The 24,003-nt window shown below is 71.9% G+C and carries 27 protein-coding genes, 1 tRNA gene and 1 other RNA gene; 18 read left to right on the plus strand and 11 right to left on the minus strand.

Features of this window, described 5'->3' with window-relative positions:
* Window positions 1-18: 18 nt before the first annotated feature.
* From MOX02_RS04755 to MOX02_RS04775, 5 genes are all read left to right on the plus strand, one after another.
* Window positions 19-909, plus strand: a complete 891-nt coding sequence (locus tag MOX02_RS04755) for an alpha/beta hydrolase (RefSeq protein WP_147024689.1) — start codon at window positions 19-21, stop codon at window positions 907-909.
* A 74-nt stretch (window positions 910-983) separates the two neighbouring features.
* Window positions 984-1,265, plus strand: coding sequence for a type II toxin-antitoxin system RelE/ParE family toxin (locus tag MOX02_RS04760; RefSeq protein ID WP_147024658.1), 282 nt, complete (start codon window positions 984-986; stop codon window positions 1,263-1,265).
* Window positions 1,266-1,300: 35 nt separating this feature from the next.
* Complete coding sequence (locus MOX02_RS04765) at window positions 1,301-1,585, plus strand: HigA family addiction module antitoxin (protein ID WP_147024659.1); 285 nt, start codon at window positions 1,301-1,303, stop codon at window positions 1,583-1,585.
* A gap of 90 nt (window positions 1,586-1,675) precedes the next feature.
* Window positions 1,676-1,752 (plus strand) — tRNA-Pro (locus MOX02_RS04770).
* A 26-nt stretch (window positions 1,753-1,778) separates the two neighbouring features.
* The gene (locus tag MOX02_RS04775; protein WP_147024660.1) at window positions 1,779-2,090 is read left to right on the plus strand and encodes an ETC complex I subunit; all 312 of its coding nucleotides are present in this window, start codon (window positions 1,779-1,781) and stop codon (window positions 2,088-2,090) included.
* Between the two features lie 7 nt (window positions 2,091-2,097).
* Here the strand turns inward: MOX02_RS04775 and MOX02_RS04780 are convergent, their stop codons facing one another.
* From MOX02_RS04780 to MOX02_RS04790, 3 genes are read right to left on the minus strand one after another with little or no spacing between them, the layout of a single operon-like run.
* On the minus strand, window positions 2,098-2,571 hold the full coding sequence (locus tag MOX02_RS04780; protein ID WP_147024661.1) for a nucleoside deaminase: 474 nt from the start codon (window positions 2,569-2,571) through the stop codon (window positions 2,098-2,100).
* Window positions 2,572-2,623: 52 nt separating this feature from the next.
* Window positions 2,624-3,691 (minus strand): spore photoproduct lyase family protein, encoded by a 1,068-nt coding sequence (locus MOX02_RS04785; RefSeq protein ID WP_147024662.1) that lies wholly within the window; start codon window positions 3,689-3,691, stop codon window positions 2,624-2,626.
* 54 nt (window positions 3,692-3,745) lie between these two features.
* The gene (locus MOX02_RS04790) at window positions 3,746-4,471 is read right to left on the minus strand and encodes an SHOCT domain-containing protein (protein ID WP_147024663.1); all 726 of its coding nucleotides are present in this window, start codon (window positions 4,469-4,471) and stop codon (window positions 3,746-3,748) included.
* Window positions 4,472-4,635: 164 nt separating this feature from the next.
* Between MOX02_RS04790 and MOX02_RS04795 the strand changes: the two genes are divergently transcribed.
* The gene (locus tag MOX02_RS04795) at window positions 4,636-5,190 is read left to right on the plus strand and encodes a hypothetical protein (RefSeq protein WP_147024664.1); all 555 of its coding nucleotides are present in this window, start codon (window positions 4,636-4,638) and stop codon (window positions 5,188-5,190) included.
* Window positions 5,191-5,199: 9 nt separating this feature from the next.
* On the opposite strand, the gene MOX02_RS04800 is transcribed toward MOX02_RS04795, so the two are convergent.
* Entirely contained in the window at window positions 5,200-5,622 is a 423-nt protein-coding gene (locus MOX02_RS04800) for a CBS domain-containing protein (RefSeq protein ID WP_147024665.1), read from the minus strand.
* Window positions 5,623-5,775: 153 nt separating this feature from the next.
* Between MOX02_RS04800 and glgX the strand changes: the two genes are divergently transcribed.
* The 3 genes from glgX (at window position 5,776) to MOX02_RS04815 (ending at window position 10,583) form a co-directional block, all read left to right on the plus strand.
* Entirely contained in the window at window positions 5,776-8,055 is a 2,280-nt protein-coding gene (gene glgX / locus MOX02_RS04805; RefSeq protein WP_147024666.1) for a glycogen debranching protein GlgX, read from the plus strand.
* 114 nt (window positions 8,056-8,169) lie between these two features.
* Window positions 8,170-8,553 carry a response regulator gene (locus tag MOX02_RS04810; protein ID WP_147024667.1) on the plus strand — a complete coding sequence of 128 codons (384 nt, stop codon included), beginning with the start codon at window positions 8,170-8,172 and terminating at the stop codon, window positions 8,551-8,553.
* A gap of 62 nt (window positions 8,554-8,615) precedes the next feature.
* Entirely contained in the window at window positions 8,616-10,583 is a 1,968-nt protein-coding gene (locus tag MOX02_RS04815) for an AI-2E family transporter (RefSeq protein WP_147024668.1), read from the plus strand.
* 11 nt (window positions 10,584-10,594) lie between these two features.
* On the opposite strand, the gene MOX02_RS04820 is transcribed toward MOX02_RS04815, so the two are convergent.
* A complete protein-coding gene (locus tag MOX02_RS04820; protein WP_147024669.1) occupies window positions 10,595-10,849 on the minus strand; it encodes a hypothetical protein in 255 nt (84 codons plus the stop codon).
* 306 nt (window positions 10,850-11,155) lie between these two features.
* Between MOX02_RS04820 and MOX02_RS04825 the strand changes: the two genes are divergently transcribed.
* Window positions 11,156-12,778 (plus strand): hybrid sensor histidine kinase/response regulator, encoded by a 1,623-nt coding sequence (locus MOX02_RS04825; protein ID WP_147024670.1) that lies wholly within the window; start codon window positions 11,156-11,158, stop codon window positions 12,776-12,778.
* 32 nt (window positions 12,779-12,810) lie between these two features.
* Window positions 12,811-13,131, plus strand: a complete 321-nt coding sequence (locus MOX02_RS04830; RefSeq protein WP_147024671.1) for a plasmid stabilization protein — start codon at window positions 12,811-12,813, stop codon at window positions 13,129-13,131.
* A gap of 27 nt (window positions 13,132-13,158) precedes the next feature.
* Here MOX02_RS04830 and MOX02_RS04835 read toward each other — a convergent pair whose 3' ends face one another.
* The 6 genes from MOX02_RS04835 to gap form a co-directional block, all read right to left on the minus strand.
* Window positions 13,159-14,232 carry a tetratricopeptide repeat protein gene (locus tag MOX02_RS04835; protein ID WP_238178789.1) on the minus strand — a complete coding sequence of 358 codons (1,074 nt, stop codon included), beginning with the start codon at window positions 14,230-14,232 and terminating at the stop codon, window positions 13,159-13,161.
* Window positions 14,229-14,894, minus strand: coding sequence for a thiamine phosphate synthase (locus MOX02_RS04840; protein WP_147024672.1), 666 nt, complete (start codon window positions 14,892-14,894; stop codon window positions 14,229-14,231). Before MOX02_RS04840 ends, MOX02_RS04835 begins: the two co-directional genes overlap by 4 nt.
* Window positions 14,895-14,915: 21 nt before the next feature.
* On the minus strand, window positions 14,916-15,989 hold the full coding sequence (gene fba, locus MOX02_RS04845; protein ID WP_147024673.1) for a class II fructose-bisphosphate aldolase: 1,074 nt from the start codon (window positions 15,987-15,989) through the stop codon (window positions 14,916-14,918).
* A 134-nt stretch (window positions 15,990-16,123) separates the two neighbouring features.
* Entirely contained in the window at window positions 16,124-17,323 is a 1,200-nt protein-coding gene (locus MOX02_RS04850; RefSeq protein WP_147024674.1) for a phosphoglycerate kinase, read from the minus strand.
* 25 nt (window positions 17,324-17,348) lie between these two features.
* Window positions 17,349-17,867, minus strand: a complete 519-nt coding sequence (locus tag MOX02_RS04855; RefSeq protein ID WP_147024675.1) for a hypothetical protein — start codon at window positions 17,865-17,867, stop codon at window positions 17,349-17,351.
* Between the two features lie 142 nt (window positions 17,868-18,009).
* Window positions 18,010-19,017: a type I glyceraldehyde-3-phosphate dehydrogenase gene (gene gap / locus MOX02_RS04860; RefSeq protein ID WP_147024676.1), complete on the minus strand. Its 1,008-nt coding sequence runs from the start codon at window positions 19,015-19,017 to the stop codon at window positions 18,010-18,012.
* A 445-nt stretch (window positions 19,018-19,462) separates the two neighbouring features.
* On the opposite strand from gap, the gene MOX02_RS04865 reads away from it, so the two are divergent.
* The 7 genes from MOX02_RS04865 to MOX02_RS04895 all read left to right on the plus strand — a co-directional run bounded on the left by MOX02_RS04865 (window position 19,463) and on the right by MOX02_RS04895 (window position 23,973).
* Window positions 19,463-19,774 carry a DUF4164 family protein gene (locus MOX02_RS04865; RefSeq protein ID WP_238178788.1) on the plus strand — a complete coding sequence of 104 codons (312 nt, stop codon included), beginning with the start codon at window positions 19,463-19,465 and terminating at the stop codon, window positions 19,772-19,774.
* Between the two features lie 92 nt (window positions 19,775-19,866).
* Window positions 19,867-20,229: a cell division protein ZapA gene (locus tag MOX02_RS04870; RefSeq protein ID WP_147024678.1), complete on the plus strand. Its 363-nt coding sequence runs from the start codon at window positions 19,867-19,869 to the stop codon at window positions 20,227-20,229.
* Window positions 20,230-20,283: 54 nt separating this feature from the next.
* Window positions 20,284-20,441, plus strand: a non-coding RNA gene (gene ssrS / locus MOX02_RS04875) — 6S RNA.
* The gene (locus MOX02_RS04880; protein ID WP_147024679.1) at window positions 20,431-21,051 is read left to right on the plus strand and encodes a 5-formyltetrahydrofolate cyclo-ligase; all 621 of its coding nucleotides are present in this window, start codon (window positions 20,431-20,433) and stop codon (window positions 21,049-21,051) included. The genes ssrS and MOX02_RS04880 overlap by 11 nt, the downstream gene beginning before the upstream one ends.
* The gene (locus MOX02_RS04885; protein ID WP_147024680.1) at window positions 21,029-21,847 is read left to right on the plus strand and encodes a TIGR00282 family metallophosphoesterase; all 819 of its coding nucleotides are present in this window, start codon (window positions 21,029-21,031) and stop codon (window positions 21,845-21,847) included. The genes MOX02_RS04880 and MOX02_RS04885 overlap by 23 nt, the downstream gene beginning before the upstream one ends.
* Window positions 21,848-21,984: 137 nt before the next feature.
* Window positions 21,985-22,956, plus strand: coding sequence for a MotA/TolQ/ExbB proton channel family protein (locus MOX02_RS04890; RefSeq protein WP_147024681.1), 972 nt, complete (start codon window positions 21,985-21,987; stop codon window positions 22,954-22,956).
* Between the two features lie 3 nt (window positions 22,957-22,959).
* Window positions 22,960-23,973: a peptidoglycan -binding protein gene (locus tag MOX02_RS04895; protein WP_147024682.1), complete on the plus strand. Its 1,014-nt coding sequence runs from the start codon at window positions 22,960-22,962 to the stop codon at window positions 23,971-23,973.
* The last annotated feature ends 30 nt before the right edge of the window (window positions 23,974-24,003 follow it).

Here is a 24,003-nt window from a genome sequence, read left to right on the forward strand (position 1 = left end):
TCCGGCTCAGGCACCGCCATGGCGTCATCCGAGATCGACCGCGTCCGCGCCCTCCTCGCCTCGCGACCGCGCCCAACCGGCCTCGCCGAGCGGCGCGAGCGGCTCGACTGGCTCGGCAGCCTCTCGACCCTGCCTCAGGACGTGCGCGCGGAACCCGCGGAGGCGGGCGGTGTGCCGGCGGAATGGACCGTGACGCCCGGCGCGGATCCGGGCCGCGTCCTCCTGTTCCTGCACGGGGGCGGCTACGTCTCCGGGTCGCTGGCGAGCCATCGGGTCATGGTGGCGCAGGCCGGCCGCGAGGCGGGCGCCCGGACCCTCGCCCTGGCCTACCGGCTGGCGCCCGAGCACCCCTTTCCGGCAGCGCTGGAGGACGCGCTCGCGGCGTACAGCTTCCTGCTGGCCTCGGGCGTCGAGCCGGGCCGCATCTGCCTCGCGGGCGAGAGCGCCGGGGGCGGGCTCGCGCTCGCGACGCTCGTGCGCCTGCGCGAGGCGGGCACGCCGATGCCCGCCTGCCTCTGGTGCGCCTCGCCCTGGACCGACCTCGCGATGACGGGCGCCAGCATCGACGCCAGGGACGCGGTCGACCCGATCATCCACCGGGGCTACCTGGAGGACCTCGCCGCCGCCTACCTGAACGGGGCGGATCCGGGCGGCCCCCTGGTCTCGCCGCTCCACGCCGACCTCCGCGACCTGCCGCCCACACTCATCCAGGTCGGCTCCGCCGAGACGCTCCTCGACGATTCCGTGCGCCTCGCCCGAGCCCTCGCGGCGGCGGACGTGGCCGTGACCCTCGCGGTCTGGCCGCACATGATCCACGCCTGGCACCTGTTCCACCAACAGTTGAGAGAGGGGCGGGACTCGCTCGCGCAGGCGGGGCGCTTCGTCCGGGCCCACACCCGCGAAGCGTAGATGCAACGCGCGCGACGCAGACGGTTGCGCGCGATCCGAAGAGCGTTACGTATTGCGGAACACGTAACACCGCCATGATCAGGTCCTTCCGTTGCGCTGAGACCCGCGCGCTGCACGATGGCGGTCGTTGCCGGAAGACCTGGGAGGCTTTCCGGACGGTCGCTCCGCGCAAGCTCGACATGCTCGATGCCGCGGACGAATTTCGGGACCTGCGAAGCCCGCCCGGCAACCGGCTGGGAAAGCTGAGCGGAGACCGTGACGGGCAGTGGAGCATCCGCATCAACGACCAGTGGCGGCTCTGCTTCCGCTGGGGCGCGACCGGGCCCGAGGACGTGGAGATCGTCGACGATCATTGAGCGGGGGCGCCTGCACCGTCCGTCAGGAGTGAAGCATGGCCCGCATTCGCACGCATCCTGGAGAGGTTCTGCGCGAGGAGTTCCTCGTGCCGTTGAGCCTGAGTGCGACGCGGGTCGCCGCCGAGATCGGCGTGCCCGCCAATCGCCTCACCGAGCTCATCCGCGAGCGCCGCGGCATGACCGCCGACACCGCGATCCGGCTGGCGAGGCGGTTCGGCACCACCCCGATGTTCTGGATGAACCTTCAGGTGGCGCGTGACTTGTCCGAGGCCGAGGCGGCGCACGACTATTCGGACGTCAGGACTCCGGAGGTCGCCTGAACTCTCCGCTGTCGATGCGGGCGGAAGCGTCGCGTGTGTTGCGCCGGAACGGCCGAAACGGTAGACCCGCTGTGCCCACGCGAGGGCTGTCGGGGTGTGGCGCAGTCTGGTAGCGCACCTGGTTTGGGACCAGGGGGTCGTAGGTTCGAATCCTATCGCCCCGACCATCATCTTCGGAGCCTGTCAGGACCCCATGTCGAGCGCACGCATCTTCCAGCCCTCGAAGGATGCCTCGCAGTCGGGCCTCGCCCGCACGAAGACGTGGCTCCTCGAATTCGACCAGACGAGTCCTCGCGAGACCGACCCGCTCATGGGCTGGGTCGGCTCGTCGGACATGCTGCAGCAGGTCAGGCTCGAGTTCGACACCAAGGAGGAGGCCGTGGCCTACGCCAAGCGGGCCGGCATCGCCTACCGGGTCGAGGAGCCGCACAAGCCGATCATGCGCAAGGGCCTGTCCTACTCGGACAATTTCAAGTTCAACCGCACGGCCCCCTGGACCCACTGAGGGCGGCTCAGCCGGCCTGCCGGTCGCGCCAGACCGCGTAGGGCGGCGTCTCGCCCTCGGGGCGGATCTGGGCGAGGCGCATCGGCTGCTCGGCCAGCGGCAGGCACATCTCCGCGTAGAGGCCCGCCGTCTGGAGGCCGTATCGGTCGGCCTCCTCCGCCGCGTAGGCGAAGTAGCCCTCCCGGACGCCGGACAGGCGCATCGCCGCGTGGCACATCGGGCAGGGCTGCCCGCTCGCGTAGACGATGCAGCCCGCGAGATCCTTGCTGCCGAGGCGCCGGCTGACCTCGCGCAGGGCCACCATCTCGGCGTGGTCGGTCGGATCGTTGGTGCGGTGGATCGTGTTGACCGAGCGCGCGAGCACCACGCCGTCCCGGACGATCACGGCGCCGTAGGGCGAGCCGCCCTCGTCCGCGTTGGCGCGGGCGAGCGCGACGGCGTCGCGGATGTGGCTCTCGTGCTCGCTCGTGGGCTGTCGCATGCGTGCCTCCGGGTTGCGCCCTCGGCAACGCGCCCCCGGCGCCCGCGGTTCGTCAGAAGGCGTAGCGCACGGTGCAGTAGGGCATGTGCTCGGCGAGCAGCGTCTTGAAGGCGGCCAGCCAGCGACCCTTCCAGCCGCTGCGGTAGCGCAGGTTCTCACCCCCGCCCTCCGAGCGCTTCGCCTCCTGGATGTCCGGCCGCCAGAGCAGGGCCTCGGCCTTCGGGTGCCAGCCGAGATTCACCTCGTGCAGGGCCGCGTTGTGCGTGAGCAGGATGATCTCGCACCTGAGCTGCGCTTTCGCGGCCGGCGAGAGCGCGTCATCGAGCGTCTCGAACAGGGCGCGCCAGTCGTCCTCCCAGCGCTCGTAGAGGATCACCGGCGAGAAGTTGACGTGGACCTCGTAGCCCGCGGCCACGAAGTCGTCGATCGCGGCGATGCGCTCGGCGATCGGCGATGTGCGCACGTCGACGACCCGCGCGATCCGCTCCGGCATCAGCGAGAACCGGATGCGCGTGCGCCCCTGCGGGTCGTAGGCGAGCAGGTCGCGGTTCACGGCCTTCGTCGCGAAGGAGGCCTTGGCGTTCGGGATGCCGCGGAAGAGGGCGACGAGGTCGCGCACGCCGCCGCCCAGCAGCGCGTCGACGGACAGGTCGCCATTCTCGCCGATGTCGTAGACCCAGGCGGCGGGGTCGATCTGGTCCGGCTCCGGCAGCCGGCCCTGGCGCGCCGCGTGCCGCCGGATCGCCGCGCCGATCGCCTCGGTGTTGACGAAGAGCGAGATCGGGTTCGCGTAGCCCTTGCGGCGCGGCACGTAGCAGTAGGCGCAGGCCATGGCGCAGCCGTTCGAGGTCGAGGGCGCGATGAAGTGGGCGCTGCGGCCGTTCGGCCGCATCGTGAGCCCTTTCTTGACGCCGAGGACGAGGACAGAGCGCTTGATCCGCGTCCAGTCCTCCACCGACCCGGCATTGCCGTGCAGGGTCGGGATGTTCCAGTGCGACGGGACCGGGATCCGTTCCGCGTCCGGGTAGCGCGCCAGGATCTCGCGGCCGAGCGGGAAGTCCGCGGCTGCGGGCTCGTGGTAGATCGTGCGGATGTCGATCAGGTCGCGGATGTCGGCCATGCGGAGCCCGGCGCGGCGGGCGATGGCCGCATCACGACATATGGGTCTTGCGCCTCACAGGCGGGAGAGCAGGTCGGCTTTCTTCTCCGTGAATTCCACGTCGGTGAGGACGCCCTTGCGGTGCAGGTCCGCCAGCGCCTCGATCGTCCTGAGGATCTCGGCGCTGCCCTCGCGGGAGGTCTCCGGCGCCGCCTGCGCCGCGGCGCTCCCCCGTTCGGTCGACGCCTCGGATTCGGGCTCCGGGCCGCCGACCCGCCTGAGGCTCGCGAGATCGACGGCACCGAGCGCGCTCGTGAACCGGACGAGGCCGTTCGCCTGCGAGACGCCGGAGATCGCGTGCGCGCCGGTGTCGTAGAGGGTGACGCCCTCGCGGGACTCGACGGCGAGGCGGCGGGTCGCCGGGAAGTAGGCGTAGCGCAGGCCGTCCTGCGAGCCCGCCACCGAGGGCGCGCCGAGATCGCCCGGCCACCAGCCGCCGGAGGCGCCCGCGCGGGCGCTGTCGGAGGCGGTCCAGCCGCCCGGCGGGAGGGAGGCGGCGAGCTCCGCGCAGAGGGCGCCGATCCGCGCCTTCAGCGCCTCGTCGAACATCCGCCCGACCATCACCATCCCGCCCGCGAACCATTGGCCCATGCCCCCGAGCTCCGGGTGGTCGAACTGCGCCATGGTGCCGTGGCCCGCCTCCAGGGCGCGCAACAGGTGGCGCACCGCGTCGAGGCTGACGCCGTGCCGGTCGGCGATGATCTGGAGGCCGGACCGCTTCTCGGCGCCGTCGTCGATCATGGTACACGCTCCGTCGGGCCGCGCAGGGCGCCTCCTGCCCTGGTCGGCCTCTTGCCGCCACCCTATCACGGGGAGAGGGCGGCGCGGCATCTCGGGCCGCGGCGGGCGGATCTGTACGGGAGGCGGCGTGTTACCGATCGTCGAAGGGACCCTGGCGGCGGGGCGTGCCGATGCTCGGTGAGATGGTCCGGAGCCTGATCGGGCGATCGCTGCCGGACGAAGAGGCGCCGCGGGCCGAGCCCGCCGCGGGTCGGACGGTCGGGGCGCGGCCGGATGCCCGCACGCCGGTCATCGACGGCATCGGGCAGAAGGTGCTGCACGCCTGGCTGCAGAACCGGCACCAGACCCTGGTGCCCCTCACGCTCAACCTCCGCTCGCTTCAGCCGGAGGAGCGCGCCCTCGTGCTGCGCGTCGTGGCGGCCGCTGTCGCCGCCGGCGGCCGGGCGCCGGACCTCGACCTCGCGGACGCCGCGCTCGCACGCATCGGCGCCCGCGACGAGGACCGGCGCGCGCTCCGCGCGGCGCTGGAGGCCGGCGAGGCGCGCGGCCTCTACGAGGCCGTGCAGGCGGCCGGGATCGGCACCGTCGCCTACGGCGCCGCCCTCCTCGCCGTCGATCAGCGCAGCCGGCTCAACCAGCTCTTCCTCGCCTGGCTCGCCGCGCGGCTCGCGGTCTCGGACGACGCCGCCGCGAGCCTGCACCGGCGCTACCGCGTGTGAGCGCGGCGCTCAGGCCTCCTCGGTCATCGCGCGCAGCGAGGTCTGGAGGGCGTCGCTCCCGAGGAGGAGCGCCCGCGACAGGTCGGCGAGGGTGATCCAGCCCGTGACCGCTCCGCCCGCGTCGCGCACCGGCATCCGCCGGATGTGGTGGGCCGCCATCAGGTCCATCACGGCGCGCACCGTATCGATCTCGCTGCAGGCGACGACGGGGCGGGAGAGCACGGCGCCCACCCGGGTCTCGTTCGGGTCGAGGCCCGCCGCCACGACGCGGTAGAGGAGATCGCGGTCCGTCACCACGCCCTCGAGCTCGGCGGCGCTGCCGACCGGCAGGGCACCCACGTCGAGCTCTCCCATCAGGATCGCGGCGTCCCGCGCGCTGGCATCCGGCCCGATGAACTCGACGTCCCGGCTCATCACCTCAGACACCCGCATGCGACCCCTCTTCGAACTCTGTTGTGCAGCGCGAAAAATTCTTCCGGCGACGGAGCTTCGCCGCGGCCGGCACGTTCTGTTCCGGTTCGGGTGCCCTGCCTGCGACCCGAGGGCGGCATCGCCGCGGGGCGGCACCGATCTTCCGGAGTGAACATGGTCGAGCATACCAGAAACGGGTCGGCGCAGGCTGCCGGCACGCGCGCGGCGCGGGCCCGCATCCGCGAGGGGCTGCCATATCCGCGCGGGGCGACCTGGGACGGGCTCGGCGTCAACTTCGCCCTCTTCTCCGCCCACGCCACCAAGGTCGAGCTCTGCCTGTTCGACGATGCGGGCGAGCAGGAGATCGAGCGGATCGAATTGCCCGAGTACACCGACGAGGTCTGGCACGGCTACCTGCCCGACGCCCGCCCCGGCACGATCTACGGCTACCGCGTCCACGGCCCCTACGAGCCCGATGCCGGCCACCGCTTCAATCCGAACAAGCTGCTGATCGACCCCTATGCCAAGGGTCTCGTCGGCTCGATCGAGTGGAACCCGGCCCTGTTCGGCTACAAGATGGAGACGGGCGACGACCTGACCTTCGACGATCGCGACAGCGCGCCCTATACGCGCCGCTCCCGCGTCATCGACCCGGCCTTCACCTGGGGGCGCGACCGCAAGCCGGACGTGCCGTGGGAGAAGACGATCATCTACGAGGCCCACGTGAAGGGCCTGACCAAGCTCCACCCCCAGGTTCCGGAGCGGCTGCGCGGCACCTATGCGGGCCTCGGCAACCCGGCGGTGCTCGACTACATCAAGAGCCTCGGCGTCACCTCCGTCGAGCTTCTGCCCGTGCACTCCTTCGTGCAGGACGACTACCTGCAGCAGAAGGGGCTGGTGAACTACTGGGGCTACAACACGATCTCGTTCTTCACCCCCGCCCGGCGCTACGCCGCGGTGCCGGACTTCGCCTTCTCCGAGTTCAAGGAGATGGTGGCGCGGCTTCACGGGGCCGGCCTCGAGGTGATCCTCGACGTCGTCTACAACCACACGGCCGAGGGCAACGAGAAGGGTCCGACCCTCTCGTTCAAGGGCATCGACAACGCCTCGTACTACCGCCTGCTGCCGGGCCAGAGCCGCTACTACATCAACGACACCGGCACCGGTAACACCTTCAACCTGTCGCATCCGCGGGTGCTGCAGCTCGTCACCGACTCGCTGCGCTACTGGGCGACGGAGATGCGGGTGGACGGCTTCCGCTTCGACCTCGCCACCATCCTGGGCCGCGAGCCCTACGGCTTCGACGAGGGCGGCGGCTTCCTCGACACCTGCCGGCAGGATCCGGTCCTGAACTCGGTCAAGCTCATCGCCGAGCCCTGGGATTGCGGGCCGGGCGGCTACCAGGTCGGCGGATTCCCGCCGGGCTGGGCGGAGTGGAACGACCGCTTCCGCGACGACGTGCGCGGATTCTGGAGGGGCGACGAGGGCCTGCTGCCGGCGCTGGCCTCCCGCATCACCGGCTCGGCAGACAAGTTCAACAAGCGCGGGCGCCGCTCCTGGGCCTCGGTGAACTTTCTCACCGCGCACGACGGCTTCACGCTGAACGACACGGTCTCCTACAACGACAAGCACAACGAGGCGAACGGCGAGGGCAACCGCGACGGCCACTCGCACAACCTCTCCTACAATTACGGCGTCGAGGGCCCGAGCGACGACCCGGAGATCCGGGCCGTGCGGCTTCGCCAGATGCGCAACATGCTGGCGACCCTGTTCCTGTCCCGGGGCACGCCGATGCTGCTCGCCGGCGACGAGTTTGCGCGCACGCAGCAGGGCAACAACAACGCCTACTGCCAGGACAACGAGGTCTCCTGGATCGACTGGCAGGGGATCGGCCACGAGGAGCGCGACCTCGCCGAGTTCGCGCAGCGCCTGATGCTGCTGCGCAACGCTTTGCCGATCCTCACCCGCGGCCGCTTCCTCAGCGGGGCCTTCGACGAGGATCTCGGCGTCAAGGACGTGACCTGGCTGCGCCCGGACGGCGAGGAGATGACGGCCGAAAGCTGGAACGACGGCGGCGCGCGCTCGCTCGCCGTCCTCCTCGAGGGACGCGCGCAAGCGACCGGCATCCACCGTCGCGGCGGCGACGCCACCCTGCTCATCCTCTTCAACGCCTACCACGACCTCGTCTCGTTCACCCTGCCGGAATCGGTCGGCGGCAGCGCCTGGACGCGGCTGATCGACACGAACCTGGCCGACAACCAGGAGGTCGAGAGCTTCAAGGTCGGCGAGCGCTACGACGTCACGGGCCGCTCGATGCTGATGTTCGTGCTGAAGCCCGAGGACACGCCCGGCGACGCGCCGACCGAGATGGAGCGCTCCTACCAGCACGTGATGCAGGCCTACGACCGGGCCAACATCGAGACCGTACGGTTCAATCTCGACGCGGAGGATTGATCCGGGCGGCCCCGCCGGGGCATCCGGTTTCGGTTTAAGCTCATGGGACGTTTGCGTGCCGCCGCGCGTTGGGTGCAGGCGCGTGGCGGCGCGCGCGAGAGGGGTGACCGCGTCATGGCCAAGATTCTGCTGGTCGAGGACCACGAGGAGATCTGGGACTTCCTGTCCCGCCGCCTGAAGCGGCGCGGCCACGAGGTCGTGCTGGCCCATGACGGCGAGGCGGGGGTGCAGCAGGCGCGCGCCGCGCGGCCGGACGTCATCCTCCTCGACATGAACCTGCCGGTCCTCGACGGCTGGTCCGCCGCGCGGGCCCTGAAATCGGGCAGCGACACCCAGCGCATCCCCATCATCGCGCTCACCGCCCACGCCATGTCGGGCGACCGCGACAAGGCCATCCAGGCGGGCTGCGACGACTACCACCCCAAGCCCGTCGACTTCTCGAAGCTTCTGAGCCAGATCAGCGCCGCTCTCGGCGAGGCGGCTCCCGCTTCGGACTGACAGGTTCCGGCGCGGGCCGCACCCGCCGCGTAGTCGAGGCGTACCGAGGTGAAGACTGACCCATGAGCGACGATCCCGTCACCGCCCAGCGGCTCAGGCGGGCGCTGCCGCTCTTCGCCGCCCTGGCCTCGTTCCTCCTCGTCGTCGCCGTCATGGCGGCCCTCTATTTCGGGCGCGAGATCCTCGTGCCCGTCACGCTGGCCATCCTCCTCAGCTTCGTCCTCGTGCCCGCCGTGCGGGCCCTGCGCCGGATCGGCCTGCCGCGCGTGCCGGCCGTGTTGCTGGTCGTCACGGTCGCCTTCGGGGCGCTCGTCGGCGTCGGCCTGCTCATCGCCAACGAGGGCGCGCAACTCGCTTCCGACCTGCCGCGCTACCAGATCACCATGCGCGAGAAGATCTCGTCGCTGCGCGGCGCCACCGAGAGCCAGGGCACGCTCTCGCGCTTCATCGACATGGTCCAGGATCTCGGCGCCGAGCTCAGGCCCGGAAAGGATGCCGAGCCCGGCAAGGAGGGCGAGAAGCCGCTCACGGTCGAGATCCGCCAGCCCAAGGCCGGGCTCATCGAGACGCTCGGCACCCTCGCGGCACCCGTCCTGCACCCGCTCGCCACCACCGGCCTGATCCTCATCTTCACGATCTTCATCCTGCTGCAGCGGGAGGACCTGCGGAACCGGATGATCCGGCTCGCGGGCTCGGGCGACCTGCGCCGCACCACGGCCGCCATCGACGACGCGGTGAGCCGGCTCAGCCGGTTCTTCCTCGCCCAGCTCGCCCTCAACATCGCCTTCGGCGTGGTGATCGGCGCCGGGCTCTGGCTGATCGGCGTGCCGAGCCCGACCCTGTTCGGCGTGCTCGCCGCGATCCTGCGCTTCGTCCCCTACATCGGCGCGGTGATCAGCGCGCTCCTGCCCCTGGTGCTGGCTGCCGCGGTCGATCCCGGCTGGACCATGGTGATGGCCACGGCGGCGCTGTTCCTGGTGGTCGAGCCGATCTGCGGCCACGTCATCGAGCCGCTGCTCTACGGCCACTCGACGGGCCTCTCGCCCGTCGCCGTGATCCTCGCGGCGACGATCTGGACCTACCTGTGGGGGCCGATCGGCCTCGTCCTGGCGACCCCGCTCACGGTCTGCCTCGTGGTGCTCGGCCGCCACGTGGAGCGCCTCTGGTATCTCGACGTGCTCCTCGGCGACCAGCCCGCTCTCAGCCCGCCCGCGATCTTCTATCAGCGCATGCTGGCGGGCGATCCCGCGGAGGCGATCGATCAGGGCCGCGAGTTCCTGAAGGAGCGCGCGCTCGTCACCTACTACGACGAGGTGGCGCTGGCCGGCCTCCTGATGGCGCAGGACGACCTCTCCCGCGGCTCCCTCGATCCGGAGCGCCAGGCGGAGGTCGGCGCGGCGATCCGCGCGGTCGTCGACCGGCTCGGCACGCTGCCTGTGGCGCGCCGCGCGCGCCGCGGCTCCGCCCGTGCCGGCAGCTCCGAGGCCGCCGCGGCCGTAGCCGCCGCCGGTCCCGACCGGCAGGCCGCCGGGATCGTGCTCCGCTCCGAGGACCTGCCTCCGCGCTGGCGCGGGCCAGCTCCGGTGCTCTGCGTGTCGAGCCGCGGCCCCTTCGACGAGGCGGCGACGCTGATGCTGAGCCAGATTCTGCAGCGCCACGGCCTCGCCTCGGAGGTCATCGCGATGAGCGCCCTGCGCGAGGGCGAGCGCCCGCAGAACTCGGATTTCGCCCTGATCTGCTTCTCCTACCTCGAGCCCGTCAGCCTGTCGCAGATCCGCTTCACGGTGCGGCAGGCCCGCGCCGCGGTGCCGGGCGTGCGCATCCTCGTGGGCTTCTGGCGGGAGCGCGATCCGGCGACGCTGGAGCGGCTGCGGCGGGCCACTTCCGCCGACATCCTCGTGACCTCCCTGAACGACGCGCTCGCCGCCTCGATCGAGGAGGCGAGGCGCCCCGCCACCGCGCCGCCGGCCGGGCGAGCGGCGAGCACTCCCGCCTTCGAGGCGCGGGCCGCCGCGGCACTGCCGGCGTGACCGACGGACCCCTAGTCGACCGGCGGCATCAGCTTCACCGCGACGCCGTGCGAACCACTCTCGAAAACGTGCGCGACGTCCTGGACCTGCCAGCGCGCGGGTTCGGCCTCGAAGGCCAGGATGACGCACTCGCCGACGCGGGGCAGCGGCTCGCCGGGCTGGAAGACGACAGTTCTACGGTAGGTTGCCGCCGCAGCGCCCAATCCACTGCGATTCGCCATGAAGACGACGTCGAAGCCGGCCACGACAAAATCTTCGCGTGTCATGATATCCGCCTCCGGACCTCCCATTGTACAGACGACGACCCTGGATCGCGGCGCTCGACACTCGCGCTTTCTGACTATGGCGAGCTTGGCCGGAAATAAAGCCTTCCCGCACGGGCGCCGACGATTTTGTCGCTTCGGGCGGGATGCGAGCGCCTCCCCGCGCGTCGGGGGCTCGATTTTCGGGCCGCGCGCCACAGGTCAGGTCCGGGCGCCTGTCGACTCGCGAGGGTGCGCCCTCTACAAGCGAGACCTCACAGCTGCGCGCCTCGGGCCGAGCGTACCAGATCCCGTGTGACAAGCCCGAGCATGTCCGAATCGCCGGAAAAGCCCCCGATCCGCAACTCGACGCGCATCGCTTCGGGATCTCACGAAGATTTCGGCGATCCGCGCAGCGACATCTTCTTCGCGGCGGTCGAGACCACGCGGATGCCGATGATCGTCACGGATCCGCGCCAGCCCGACAACCCGATCGTGTTCGCCAACCGGGCGTTCATGTCGATGACCGGCTACGCCAAGCACGAGCTCCTGGGCCGCAACTGCCGCTTCCTCCAGGGGCCGGAGACCGATTCGGACACGATCGGGGAGCTTCGCGCGGCGATCAGGGAACGGCGGGACTTCTCGACCGAGATCCTGAACTACCGCAAGAACGGCACCACGTTCTGGAACGCTTTGTTCGTCTCGCCGGTGTTCAACGCGAAGGGCGAGCTCGTCTACTACTTCGGCTCGCAGCTCGACGTCTCCCGCCGCCGCGACGCCGAGGACGCGCTCGGGCAGGCGCAGAAGATGGAGGCGCTCGGCCAGCTCACCGGCGGCATCGCGCACGATTTCAACAACCTGCTGCAGGTCATCGTCGGGTACGTGGACATCCTGGCGAGCGGCCTGGAGAACCCGAACGCCGACCGCGGGCGCCTGGGCCGGGCCGCCGAGAACATCCGGCAGGCGGCGGACCGGGCGACCACGCTGACGCAGCAGCTCCTCGCCTTCGCCCGCAAGCAGCGCCTGGAGGGCCGCTCGGTCAACCTGAACGCCCTCGTCGACGGCATGACCGAGATGGTGGAGCGCTCGCTCGGAGAGGCCGTCACCGTCGAGAAGCAGCTCGCCGAGGGCCTGTGGAACTGCCGCGTCGACCCGACCCAGGCCGAGGTCGCGATCCTCAACGTGCTGATCAACGCCCGCGACGCCATGCCGGAGGGCGGCAAGGTCACGATCACGACCGAGAACCGGCAGGTCGACCCGAGCGAGATCACCGGCATCGGGCCGCTCCAGGCGGGCCGCTACGTCTCGATCAGCGTCACGGACACCGGCACCGGCATTCCGCCGAACGTGCTCGCCCGCGTGATGGACCCGTTCTTCACCACCAAGGACGAGGGCAAGGGCACGGGCCTCGGCCTCTCGATGGTCTACGGTTTCGCCAAGCAGTCGGGGGGCGCGGCGCAGATCGAGTCGACGGTCGGGGAGGGGACGACCGTGCGGCTCTCCTTCCCGGCGACCTCGGGCGAGGACCACCAGCCCAAGCGCGCATCGACCCGCGCGATCGACCGGCCCGGCACCGAGACCGTCCTCATCGTGGACGACCGCGAGGACGTGGCCGAGCTTGCCCGCACCATCCTGCGCGACTTCGGCTACACGACCCTCATGGCGCGCAACGGCCGAGAGGCCCTGGAGGTGCTCGAGGGCAACGAGACGGTGGACCTGCTGTTCACGGACCTGATCATGCCGGGCGGCATGAACGGGGTCGTCCTCGCCCGCGAGGCGCGCAAGCGCCGGCCGCGCCTGAAGGTCCTGCTCACCACCGGCTACGCCGAGGCGAGCCTGGAGCGAACCGACGTCGGTGGTTCGGAGTTCGATCTCCTGAACAAGCCCTACCGGCGCACCGAGCTCGTTCGGCGCGTGCGCGCGGTGCTCGACGGGCCGACCGGGGTCGGCTGAGGCCGGGGGGGCGATCGGTGAGGAGTCGAACCATGCCCCGCGGCGACAAGTCGAAATACACGGACAAGCAGATCCGCAAGGCCGAGCACATCGCCGAATCCTACGTGGATCGCGGGGTGCCCGAATCCGAGGCGGAATCGCGCGCCTGGGCGACCGTCAACAAGGACGACGGGGGCGGCAAGAAGGCGGGCGGCTCCGGGCGTGGCAAGGCGACGGGTCATCCGGCCGCCCACAAGGGCGGCGCGGCGGGCGGCAAGGCGTCCGGCTCGCGCACGGCCGCCCAGCGCTCGGCCTCGGCCAAGAAGGCCGCCGAGACCCGCAAGCGCAACGCCGCCGCCCACGCCGCGCACTGAGGCGTCGGCGCAGCAGGCGCGGCCCCGCTACTTCACGTTTGCCCGGTCGCCCGCCAGCCGCTCGGCGCGGGCCCGCTCTTCCGTGCTGAGCCCGGTCAGGGTCTGGTCGAGCCAGGAATCCGAGAGGCCCTGCGCGGCCGCCGTGAGGTTCCAGGCCGCGGCCTCGACGATGTTCTTCGGCACGCCCCGGCCCACCGCGTAGAGCCGGGCGACCCGGTTCTGCGCGATGGCGTTGCCGCGCGAGGCCGCGTGCAGGAAGTAGCGGGCGGCGCGCGCCTCGTCCTTGGGCAGGCCGATCCCGTTGAACAGCAGGATCGCGAACTCGACCTCGCCCGCGAGGTCGCCGTTGTCGGCGGCGCGGCGGAACCACTCGGCCGCCTGCGACGGGTCCTTCGGCACGCCCCGCCCCTGGAGGTAGAGCACGCCGAGATCGTGCTGGGCCGGGCCGATCTCCGCCTCCGCCGCCTTGCGGAACAGGGTCGCGGCGCGGGCTTGATCCGCCTCCGCGCCGGTGCCGAGCAGGATCAGGGCGAGGTTGTAGGCGGCGGTGGGCTGGCCCTTCTCGGCCGCCTCCTCCAGCCAGCGCCGGCCCGCCTTCGGGTCCTTCGGCATGCCGCGCCCGTCCATCGCCATCAGGCCGAGGGAGGCCATGGCGGCGGACTCGCCCTGCGCGGCGGCGAGCCGGTACCACTCGGCGGCCTTCACGGGGTCCTGCTTGGTGCCGAGCCCCTGATTGTAGAGCTCGCCGAGCAGCGTCATGGCCGCGCCGTCCTTGCGGTCGGCCTCGATGCGCTTCGTCGCCTCGCGGAAGGCGGTGAGGTACTGCCCGCGCTGGTAGGCGCCGTAGGCGAAGTCCGGCGTGCTGCCGGTGGCGGGCGGGCGGGCGCCGCCCGCGTAGTTCGGGGTGTAAGGGCTCGGGAGGTCGCGCACCGGCGCCTTGAGCACCTCGGGCGCGTTCGGCGGGCGCGGCGTCTGCGGCGCGCCCGCACCGGGCTTCTGCGGGGCCGGGTTCTGCGCCGGCGGGGTCGGCGCGGCCGCGAGGTCGGCCGTCTGCCCGATCAGGCAGGCGAGGAGCGCCGCGGCGCGCGGGATCCGCCTCAAGACGCGGCCCCGGCCAGGGCGGCCTGCGCGCGCTCGACCGCCTCCGGCCCCGCCGTCCAGATCGCGGCCTCCAGGCCGAGGAACTCCGCGCCCGTTCCGGCGAGCGCCGCGATCTCCGCCTCCGCGGCGGCCACCGCGATGCAGGGCGTCTCGAAGATCTCCGCCCACCACGCCGAACGCTCCAGCACGCCCGCCGGGTCCGGGGCCGCCCCGTCCGGGTAGAGGCCGCCGAAGGCGAGGTAGTCGATTCCCGCCTCGCCGGCCTCCATCGCGCCGTGCCGGTTCTCGATGCCGCCCGTCCCGAGGATGCGCCCGTCCTTCAGGCGCTCGCGCAGGTCGCGCAGGAGGGCGGCGCCCGGCCTGTCGAGGTGCACGCCGTCCGCGCCGCCGCGCGCCGCGACGCTCACGATGTCGCCCTGGAGGCCCGGACAGGCGACGACGAGGGCGGCGCCCCGCTTCTGCGTCACGGCGGCGACGCGCTTGACGAGGCCGACGAGGGTGCGCTCGTCGGCCGGCGCGAGCCGCAGGATGAGCGCCGCCACGTCCCCCGCCGCGCAGGCCGCGTCGAGGGCGGGCAGCAGCGGGTCGAGCTGCCCCGCCTCGAGCCGGTGCGGCGTGAGGAGCGACAGGCGGGTCGTCGGGTCCGTCCGAGTGTCCGTCATGGCGTTCCGCGGGCGCGGCCCTCAGCGGGCCGCGTCGATCTTCTGGGCGAGCGAGCCGTCGGCGTAGCGCTTGGCCATCGCCGCGGTCGAGATCGGGCGGATCTTCGAGCCCTGGCCGGCCGTGTTGAACTCCTCGAAGCGCTGCTTGCAGAGCTTCGTCATCGCGTCCATGGCGGGCTTCAGGTACTTGCGCGGGTCGAACTCGGCCTTGTTCTCGGTGAGCACCTTCCGGATCTGGCCCGTCATCGCCATCCGGTTGTCGGTGTCGATGTTGATCTTGCGCACGCCGTGCTTGATGCCGCGCTGGATCTCCTCCACGGGCACGCCCCAGGTCGGCTTCATCTCGCCGCCGTACTGGTTGATGATGTCCTGCAGGTCCTGCGGCACCGAGGAGGAGCCGTGCATGACGAGGTGCGTCGTCGGCAGGCGCCGGTGGATCTCCTCGATCACGTTCATCGCCAGCACCGCGCCGTCCGGCTTGCGGGTGAACTTGTAGGCGCCGTGGCTCGTGCCCATCGCCACGGCCAGCGCGTCGACCTGGGTGGCGGCCACGAACTTCACGGCCTCGTCGGGGTCGGTCAGGAGCTGGTCGTGCGAGAGCTCGCCCTCGGCGCCGTGGCCGTCCTCGGCCTCGCCCTTGCCGCTCTCCAGGGAGCCGAGCACGCCGAGCTCGCCCTCGACGGAGACGCCCGCCCAGTGCGCCATCTCGGAGACCTTGCGGGTGATCTCGACGTTGTAGGCGTAGTCGGCCGGCGTCTTGCCGTCCGCCTTGAGCGAGCCGTCCATCATCACGGAGGTGAAGCCGTACTGGATCGCCGTGGCGCAGGTGGCTTCGCTGTTGCCGTGGTCGAGGTGCATGCAGACGGGGATGTGGGGATAGATCTCCACGAGGCCGTCGATCATCTTGGCGAGCAGGACGTCGTTGGCGTAGGCGCGCGCGCCGCGGCTCGCCTGGAGGATCACGGGGCTGTCGGTGGCGTCCGCCGCCGCCATGATGGCGAGGCCCTGCTCCATGTTGTTCATGTTGAAGGCCGGCACGCCGTACTCGTACTCGGCCGCGTGATCGAGAAGCTGCCTCAACGTGATCCGCGCCATCTCTCAACTCCTCGTCGTCTCGGGCCTGCCGTCAGGCCGTATATAGGCGCGGCGACGCTCCGAACGGAGCGGTCCGCGGGATCTTTTCGCAGATAAAAGCCCGCCCGGACGGGCGGGCGGCGGAGCGCCGGGACCTACTTCGCCCGCAGGGCCTCGACGCCCGGCAGCTCCTTGCCCTCGAGCCATTCGAGGAAGGCGCCGCCCGCGGTCGAGATGTAGGTGAAGTCCTCGCCCGCCCCGGCATGGTTGAGCGCCGCCACCGTGTCGCCGCCGCCGGCCACCGAGACGAGCCGGCCCGCCTTCGTGCGCTCGGCCGCGTGCCTGGCGGCCGCCACCGTCGCGGCGTCGAAGGGGGTCAGCTCGAAGGCGCCGAGCGGACCGTTCCAGACGAGCGTCGCCGCGGTGTCGATCGCCGCGTCGATCTCCGCGACGGAGGCCGGCCCCGCGTCGAGGATCATGCCGGTCTCCGGCACCGCGTCGACGCTGACCGTCTCGTGTGCCGCGTTCGCCTTGAACTCGGAGGCGACCACCGCGTCCACGGGGAGGATGATGCGGCAGTCCGCGGCGCGGGCGGCTTCGAGGATGCGGGTGGCGGTGTCGGCAAGGTCGCGCTCGCAGAGCGACTTGCCCACCCCCTTGCCCTGCGCGTGCAGGAAGGTGTTGGCCATGCCGCCGCCGATGACCAGCATGTCGACCTTCGAGACGAGGTTCTGCAGCAGGTCGATCTTCGAGGACACCTTGGCGCCGCCGACGAGGGCGATAACCGGGCGGGTGGGCGCCTCCAGCCCCTTGGTGAGGGCGTCGAGCTCGGCCTGCATCAGCCGGCCGGCAAAGGCCGGCAGCCGGTGGGCGAGCCCTTCCGTCGAGGCGTGCGCGCGGTGGGCGGCCGAGAACGCCTCGTTGACGTAGATGTCGCCGTTGCGGGCGAGCGCGTCCGTGAAGGCCGGGTCGTTCTTCTCCTCGCCCGGGTGGTAGCGGGTGTTCTCGAGGAGGAGCACGTCACCGTCCTTCAACGCGGCCACCGCGGTCTCGGCGGCCTCGCCGACGCAATCCTCCGCGAAGGCGACAGGCCGGCCGAGATGCCGGCTCAGGGTCTCGACGACGGGCTTGAGCGAGTCCTTCGGGTCCGGCTTGCCCTTCGGGCGCCCGAAATGGGCGAGGAGCACCACACGGCCGCCCGCGTCGGCGATCTCGCGGATCGTCGGCACCACGCGCTCGATGCGGGTGGCGTCGGTGACGCGGTCGCCCTCCATCGGCACGTTGAGGTCGACCCGCAGCAGCACGCGCTTGCCGGCCAGCGGGCCGGCATCGTCGAGGGTACGGAAAGCGGTCATGGAAACCTTCGTCGGTCTGCGGCGCTCAGCGCTGCGGAATCAGGGCGTCGAGGTGCAGGCGCTGCACGGCGATCATCAGCACGACCGTCACCACCGCCGTTATGATGGCGGTGAGCACGAGGGCGCCGGCGCCGGGCAGGCGCTTCGTCCGGTCGGAGACCGCGCGCACCTCGGTCCGCAGGGCGGCGAGGTCGGTCTGGCGGGCGGCCTCGTTCATGCGCGAGGAGGCGTTCTCGACCTTGTCCTCCACGCGCGACAGCAGCGCCTCGGAGCGGGCGTACTTGTCCTCGATGCGGGAGCACTTGTCCTCGATCCGCGCGAGCTGGTCGATGAGCTGCGAGGCCGAGAGGGGACCGCCCGACATCGGCCGGCCGGGCGCGGGGGCGGGCCTGGCCTCGGACGGGGCCGCGGCGCCGGCCGGAGCGGCGGTGGGCTGGCCCGTGGCGGGGGCGGACTGGGGCGGCGGCGAGGTCGGAGGGGAGGTCGGCGGCGTCTGCGGAATGAAGTTCGGTCCGGTCGAGGGCTTCGGCGAGGCGTCGGTCATCGCGGGCGCACCTTCCTGTCTCTTCGAGGGTCCTTCGAGCTGCGTCTCGGGCCGCCGGCCCGGTCCCGGCCGCGTCGGGCCGGAACGGGTCGGCGGGTCGAGGGGCGGGGCGCGCGGGGTCGGGCCCGCGCGGCCGAGCCGGTCAGATCAGCTTCGCCATCGCCACGGCCGTGTCGGCCATGCGGTTCGAGAAGCCCCACTCGTTGTCGTACCAGGACAGGATCCGCACGAAGGTGCCGTCCATGACCTTGGTCTGGTCGAGGTGGAAGGTCGAGGAATGCGGGTCGTGGTTGAAGTCGATCGAGACGTTCGGCCGGTCGGTCACGCCGAGCACGCCCTTGAGCGGGCCGTTCGCGGCGGCCTTGATGGCCTCGTTGATCTCCTCGACCGAGGTCGCGCGCTTGGCCGTGAAGACGAGGTCCACCGCCGAGACGTTCGGGGTCGGCACGCGGATCGCCGTGCCGTCGAGCTTGCCCTTCAGCTCCGGCAGCACGAGGCCCACCGCCTTGGCCGCGCCCGTCGAGGTCGGGATCATCGAGAGCGCCGCGGCGCGGGCCCGGTAGAGATCCTTGTGCATCTGGTCGAGCGACGGCTGGTCGTTCGTGTAGGAGTGGATCGTCGTCATGAAGCCGCGCTCGATGCCGACGGTCTCGTTGAGGACCTTGGCCACCGGCGCGAGGCAGTTCGTGGTGCAGGAGGCGTTCGAGACGACGAGGTGCTCGCCCGTGAGCTTGTCGTGGTTCACGCCGTACACGACCGTGAGGTCGGCGCCGTCGCCCGGCGCCGAGACGAGCACGCGCTTGGCGCCAGCGTCGAGATGGGCCTTGGCCTTGTCCTTGGCCGTGAAGATGCCGGTGCACTCGAGCGCGATGTCGACGCCGAGGTCGCGGTGGGGCAGCTCGGCCGGGTTGCGCACGGCCGTGACCTTGATGCGCTTGCCGTCGATGATCAGGCTGTCGCCCTCGACGCCGACCTCGCCCGGGTAGCGGCCGTGCACGGAATCGTAGCGCAGCAGGTGGGCGTTCGTCTCCACGGGGCCGAGATCGTTGATCGCGACCACCTCGATGTCCTGGCGGGAGGCTTCGTGGATCGCCCGCAGCACGTTGCGGCCGATGCGCCCGAACCCGTTGATGGCAACCTTCACCGTCACGGCGTGACTCCTTCCTGTGTGGGCGCGCCGGTCAGCGGCGCGCTCCTGTCCTGCGAGCGTCCCGGCCCGGCCGCCGGGCCGCGCCTGCTCTGTGCGAAACGGGGGTGAACCTGCGATGAACCGGGGCCGTGAGGTCTCGCGCCAGCGCGGGGGCGCATCCGGTCGACGGATGACGCACGCTGGGTCCTCAAGTCTGTCACGGGATGGAGTTTCCGGCTCTGCGCCGCCTCGCGGCTTCGCTGTCAGCGGCGGCTGTCTAGCATGCACCCCCACCTAGTCAAAGGTTGCGGTGTGACAATCCCTCGGCGATGAACAGGAGGCATGCACGGCGCGGGGGCGCCGCCGCCCGACCGGCGGCGTCCGCCGCGTCCTGGGAGTGCTGTCCAGAGTTCTGCCGAGAGCCTTGCCGATGTCCGCCCCGACGCCACAACCGACGCGAGATCCGGTGTCAGACCCGGCGCCGCCGCGCGCGGTCCCGATCGACGCCGCGCTCGCGCGCCTCGACGCCGCGCTCCAGCGCCTCGAAGCCACGGTCACTCGCCGGCTGGAGGCGGAGCGCGCGCCGGACGACCGCAACGTGGAGCTCGCCATCATGGGCGAGGACCGGGCCCGGCTCGCGGCCGCCCTCGACGCGGCGCAGGCCCGCCTCGCCGAGGTGACGGCGGCGGCCGACGACATCGGGGAGCGCCTCGACCGGGTGATCGACCGGGTCGAGGGCGTCCTCGCGGAGGGCGAGGAGGAGAGGCCCGGCGCCTGAGGCGCGGCCGCGCCCTCGACGCCGCGCCCTTGACGCCGTGCACCCTGCGCCTGCATCCCGGGCGCTTCCGCAGACGACCACCCGCGCGGCCGATGCCCCAGATCAACGTCACCATCGACGGCAAGAACTACCGCATGGCCTGCGGCGAGGGCGAGGAGGACCACCTCACCGAGCTCGCCGCCACGCTGGATTCCCGGATCGGCGACATGCGCCGGGCCTTCGGCGAGATCGGCGACATGCGCCTCCACGTCATGGCGGCCCTCACGGTCGTGGACGAGCTCGCGGAGCTGAAGCGGCGCATGGGGGCCCTGGAGGCCGAGGCCGCGGGCCTGCGCGCCCTGACCGAAGGCGCCGAGGCCGAGCGCAGCGAGCGCGAGGCGCGCCTCGCGGAGGGCGTCGCCCGCGCGGCCGAGCGCATCGAGCGGCTGGCGCAGGCGCTGGCGGCGGGGGCGTGAATTCGTCGGCCCTCGCCCCTGGCGCCGGCCCGCGCCCGACGCTACATGAGTCGGGCGGGGCTGCAGGGTTCGTCAGGAGAACTTTTCCCCGGGGCCTTATCGACTCCCTCGGGAGCTGTCCCTGGCCTCGTCCCTGGACTTGGCCAACACGGCGCCCACCTACGCTGTAGGTTTCCCGGGATCGACACTCCAACGGCTCACGTGGCTCCGCACTCCGCTTCCCCCACCTCCCTCCTCAAGGCCGAACTCCGCAGCGCGGCGCTGGCGCGCCGCGACGCGCTCGACCCCGACATCAGGCGCGAGGGCTCGCTGCGCATCGCCGAGTCGGTGCTCGGCGTCGCCGCGCTCGCGGAGGCGCAGATCGTCGGCGCCTTCTGGCCGATCCGCAGCGAGGTCGACCCGCGGCCGATCATCACCCGCCTGTTCGAGCGCGGCCAGCGCGTGGCGCTGCCGAAGGTGACGCCGGACGGCCTCGTCTTCCGCGAGTGGAAGGCCGGCGAGGCGCTGGTGCGCGGCGGCTTCGGCCTCAGCGAGCCGCGCGAGGACCTGCCGCCGCTCGATCCCACCGCCCTGATCGTGCCGCTCGCGGCCTTCGACCGGCGCGGCCAGCGCATCGGCTACGGCCGCGGCTACTACGACCACGCCATCGCGCGGCTGAGCGCGAACGGGCCCGTCCTCACCATCGGCGTCGCCTTCTCCGTGCAGGAGATCGAGACGGTGCCGGCGGAGCCGCACGACCGGCCTCTCGACCACCTGATGACCGAGGCAGGCCCCGTGCACCTCTCCAAGGCCGCCTCCGATGCGCCTGCTCTTCCTCGGTGACGTCGTCGGGCGGCCCGGCCGCCACGTGATCGCGGACCGTCTGCCGCGCCTGCGCGAGCGCTGGCGGCTCGACTGCGTCGTCGTCAACGGCGAGAACGCGGCCGGCGGCTTCGGCATCACCGAGGCGATCTGCGACGAGATCCTGCAGGCGGGCGCCGACGCCGTGACCCTCGGCAACCACTCCTTCGACCAGCGCGAGGCCCTGGTCTTCATCGCCCGACAGCCGCGGCTCGTGCGGCCGGCCAACTACCCGTCCGGAACGCCGGGCCGGGGCGCCACCGTCGTCGAGACCCGCGACGGCGCCCGCGTCCTCGTCGTCAACGTGATGGGCCGCCTCTTCATGGACGCGATGGACGACCCCTTCGCGGCGGCCGAGCGCGAGCTCTCCGCCTGCCCCCTCGGCGAGGCGGCCGACGCGGTGATCGTCGACGTCCACGCCGAGGCGACGAGCGAGAAGCAGGCCTTCGCCCACTTCCTCGACGGGCGCGCGAGCCTCGTTGTCGGCACCCACACCCACGCCCCCACCGCCGACCACCGCATCCTGCCCGGCGGCACCGCCTACCTGTCGGATGCCGGCATGTGCGGCGACTACGATTCGGTGCTCGGCATGCAGAAGGACGAGCCCCTGCGCCGCTTCCTCCAGAAGACGCCGGGCTCGCGCCTGGAGGCGGCCCACGGCGAGGGCACGCTGTGCGGGCTCGCCGTCGAGACGGATGCCCGCGGACTCGCGACGCTCGTGGCGCCTGTGCGATTCGGGCCGCACCTCGAGGAAACTTGGCCGCGCGCCTGGGATTGAGGCCCGCCGCCCTCGGCCCCGCGCGGCCCGCCGACTTGATCGGGTGCGCCCCTGACGCCAGAGTGGCGGCGACATCGTTCCGGCACGCCGTTTAACCTGCAAGCGGTCCTGAGCCACCCATCAGAGAGTTGCGACCGATGGCGGCCCGTCCCGCGTCCCCTCCGCTGGCCAAGCCCGGCATCTACATCGTGCGGATGCTGGTCTTCCTGATCCTGGTCGGCTTCCTCGCCTTCGTCCTGTTCAAGCAGATCACCCCGGCCTTCCTGGCCAATCCGGGCCTCAACGGGCTGATCCTCGGCGTCCTGCTCATCGCGGTTCTGCTCGCCTTCGGGCAGGTGCTCCGGCTCTTCCGCGAGGTGTCCTACGTCAACGCCGCGGCGGCCGGCGAGGCGACGCAGCGGGCGCCCAACCTCCTCGCGCCGCTCGTGCCCGCCATCGAGGCGCGCCGCGACGGGGCGACGCTGCCCGGCACCCGCTCCTTCCTCGACACCGTGGACGCGCGTCTCGACGAGGGCCGCGACATCCTGCGCTACGTGGCGGGCCTGCTGATCCTGCTCGGCCTGCTCGGCACGTTCTGGGGCCTCATCGAAACGCTCTCGGCGGTCGGCTCGGTGATCAAGTCGATGCGCGGCGGCGGCGAGGCGAGCGTGATGTTCGACGAGCTGAAGAACGGCCTCGCCGTGCCCCTCGGCGGCATCGGCCTCGCGTTCTCCGCCTCGCTGTTCGGCCTCGCGAGCTCCCTCATCGTCGGCTTCCTCGACCTGCAGGCGGGGCAGGCGCACGCCCGCTTCCACAACGAGCTCGAGGACTGGCTCACCTCCGGCGCGCAGGAGGAGGCCGGCGCCGGCCCGCGCCCGCTCGCCGCCCAGGACCCGGCTGCGGCGCGCGAGCTCAAGGAGGCAGTCGACCGGCTCACCACCATCATCTCGGAAGGGGCCAACAGCCGCGCGGCGACGCAGGCCATGACCAACCTCGCCGAGGGCATCCAGGGCCTCGTCCAGCACATGCGGGCCGAGCAGCAGATGATCCGCGACTGGGTGGAGGCCCAGGCGAGCCGCGAGCGCGAGCTGAAGCAGGTGCTCGACCGGCTCGGCCGCGAGCGGGTCTGAGCCGTGGCCTCCCGTCCGGCCCGGCGCGACCGCGCCCTCAACGTCTGGCCCGGCTACGTCGACGCGCTCGCCACGCTGCTGCTCTCGGTGGTGTTCCTGCTGACGATCTTCGTGGTCGGGCAGTTCTTCCTGTCGCAGGAGATCACCGGCCGCGACACGGTCCTCGACAAGCTCAACCGCCAGATCGCCGATCTCACCGACCTTCTCGCGCTGGAGCGCTCGACCCGGCGCGCGCAGGAGGAATCGGCCCAGGGCCTGCGAACGACGCTGCTCACGGCGGAGGCGGACCGCGACCGGCTCAAGGCGCAGGTCGAGGCGGGCGCCGCCCAGCAGGGCCAGACGGGCGAGCTCGACAAGCAGCTCCAGGCCGAGCGCGGCGCGACGGCGCGGGCGCTCAACCAGGTCGACCTGCTCAACCAGCAGATCAGCGCGATGCGGCGCCAGCTCGCGGCCCTGGAGGATGCGCTGGCGGCCTCCGAGGCACGCGACCGCGAGAGCCAGGCCCGGATCGCCGACCTCGGCAGCCGCCTCAACGTGGCGCTCGCGCAGAAGGTGCAGGAACTCGCCCGCTACCGCTCGGACTTCTTCGGCCGCCTGCGCCAGATCCTCGGCAACCGCAGCGACATCCGCGTGGTGGGCGACCGCTTCGTGCTGCAATCCGAGGTGCTGTTTCCCGCCGGCTCGGCGGCGCTCAAGCCGGAGGCGGGGCCGGAGCTCGACCGCATCGCCGGGGCGATCCTCGACCTCGCCAAGCAGATCCCGGCGGACCTGCCCTGGGTGCTGCGGGTCGACGGCCACACGGATGCCCGGCCGATCGCCAGCGCGCAGTTCCCCTCGAACTGGTCGCTCTCGGCGGCGCGGGCCATCGCGGTGGTGCAGTACCTCGCGGGCAAGGGCATCCCGCCCCAGCGCCTCCTCGCCGGCGCCTTCGGCGAGTTCCAGCCCCTCGACGCCGGCACGACCGAGGACGCCTACGCCCGCAACCGGCGGATCGAGTTCAAGCTGACCGAGCGCTGAGCCAGCCCGCGATGGGCCTCACCTCTCCCG

Source organism: Methylobacterium oxalidis, from assembly GCF_007992195.1.
In the GTDB taxonomy this organism is placed as follows: domain Bacteria; phylum Pseudomonadota; class Alphaproteobacteria; order Rhizobiales; family Beijerinckiaceae; genus Methylobacterium; species Methylobacterium oxalidis.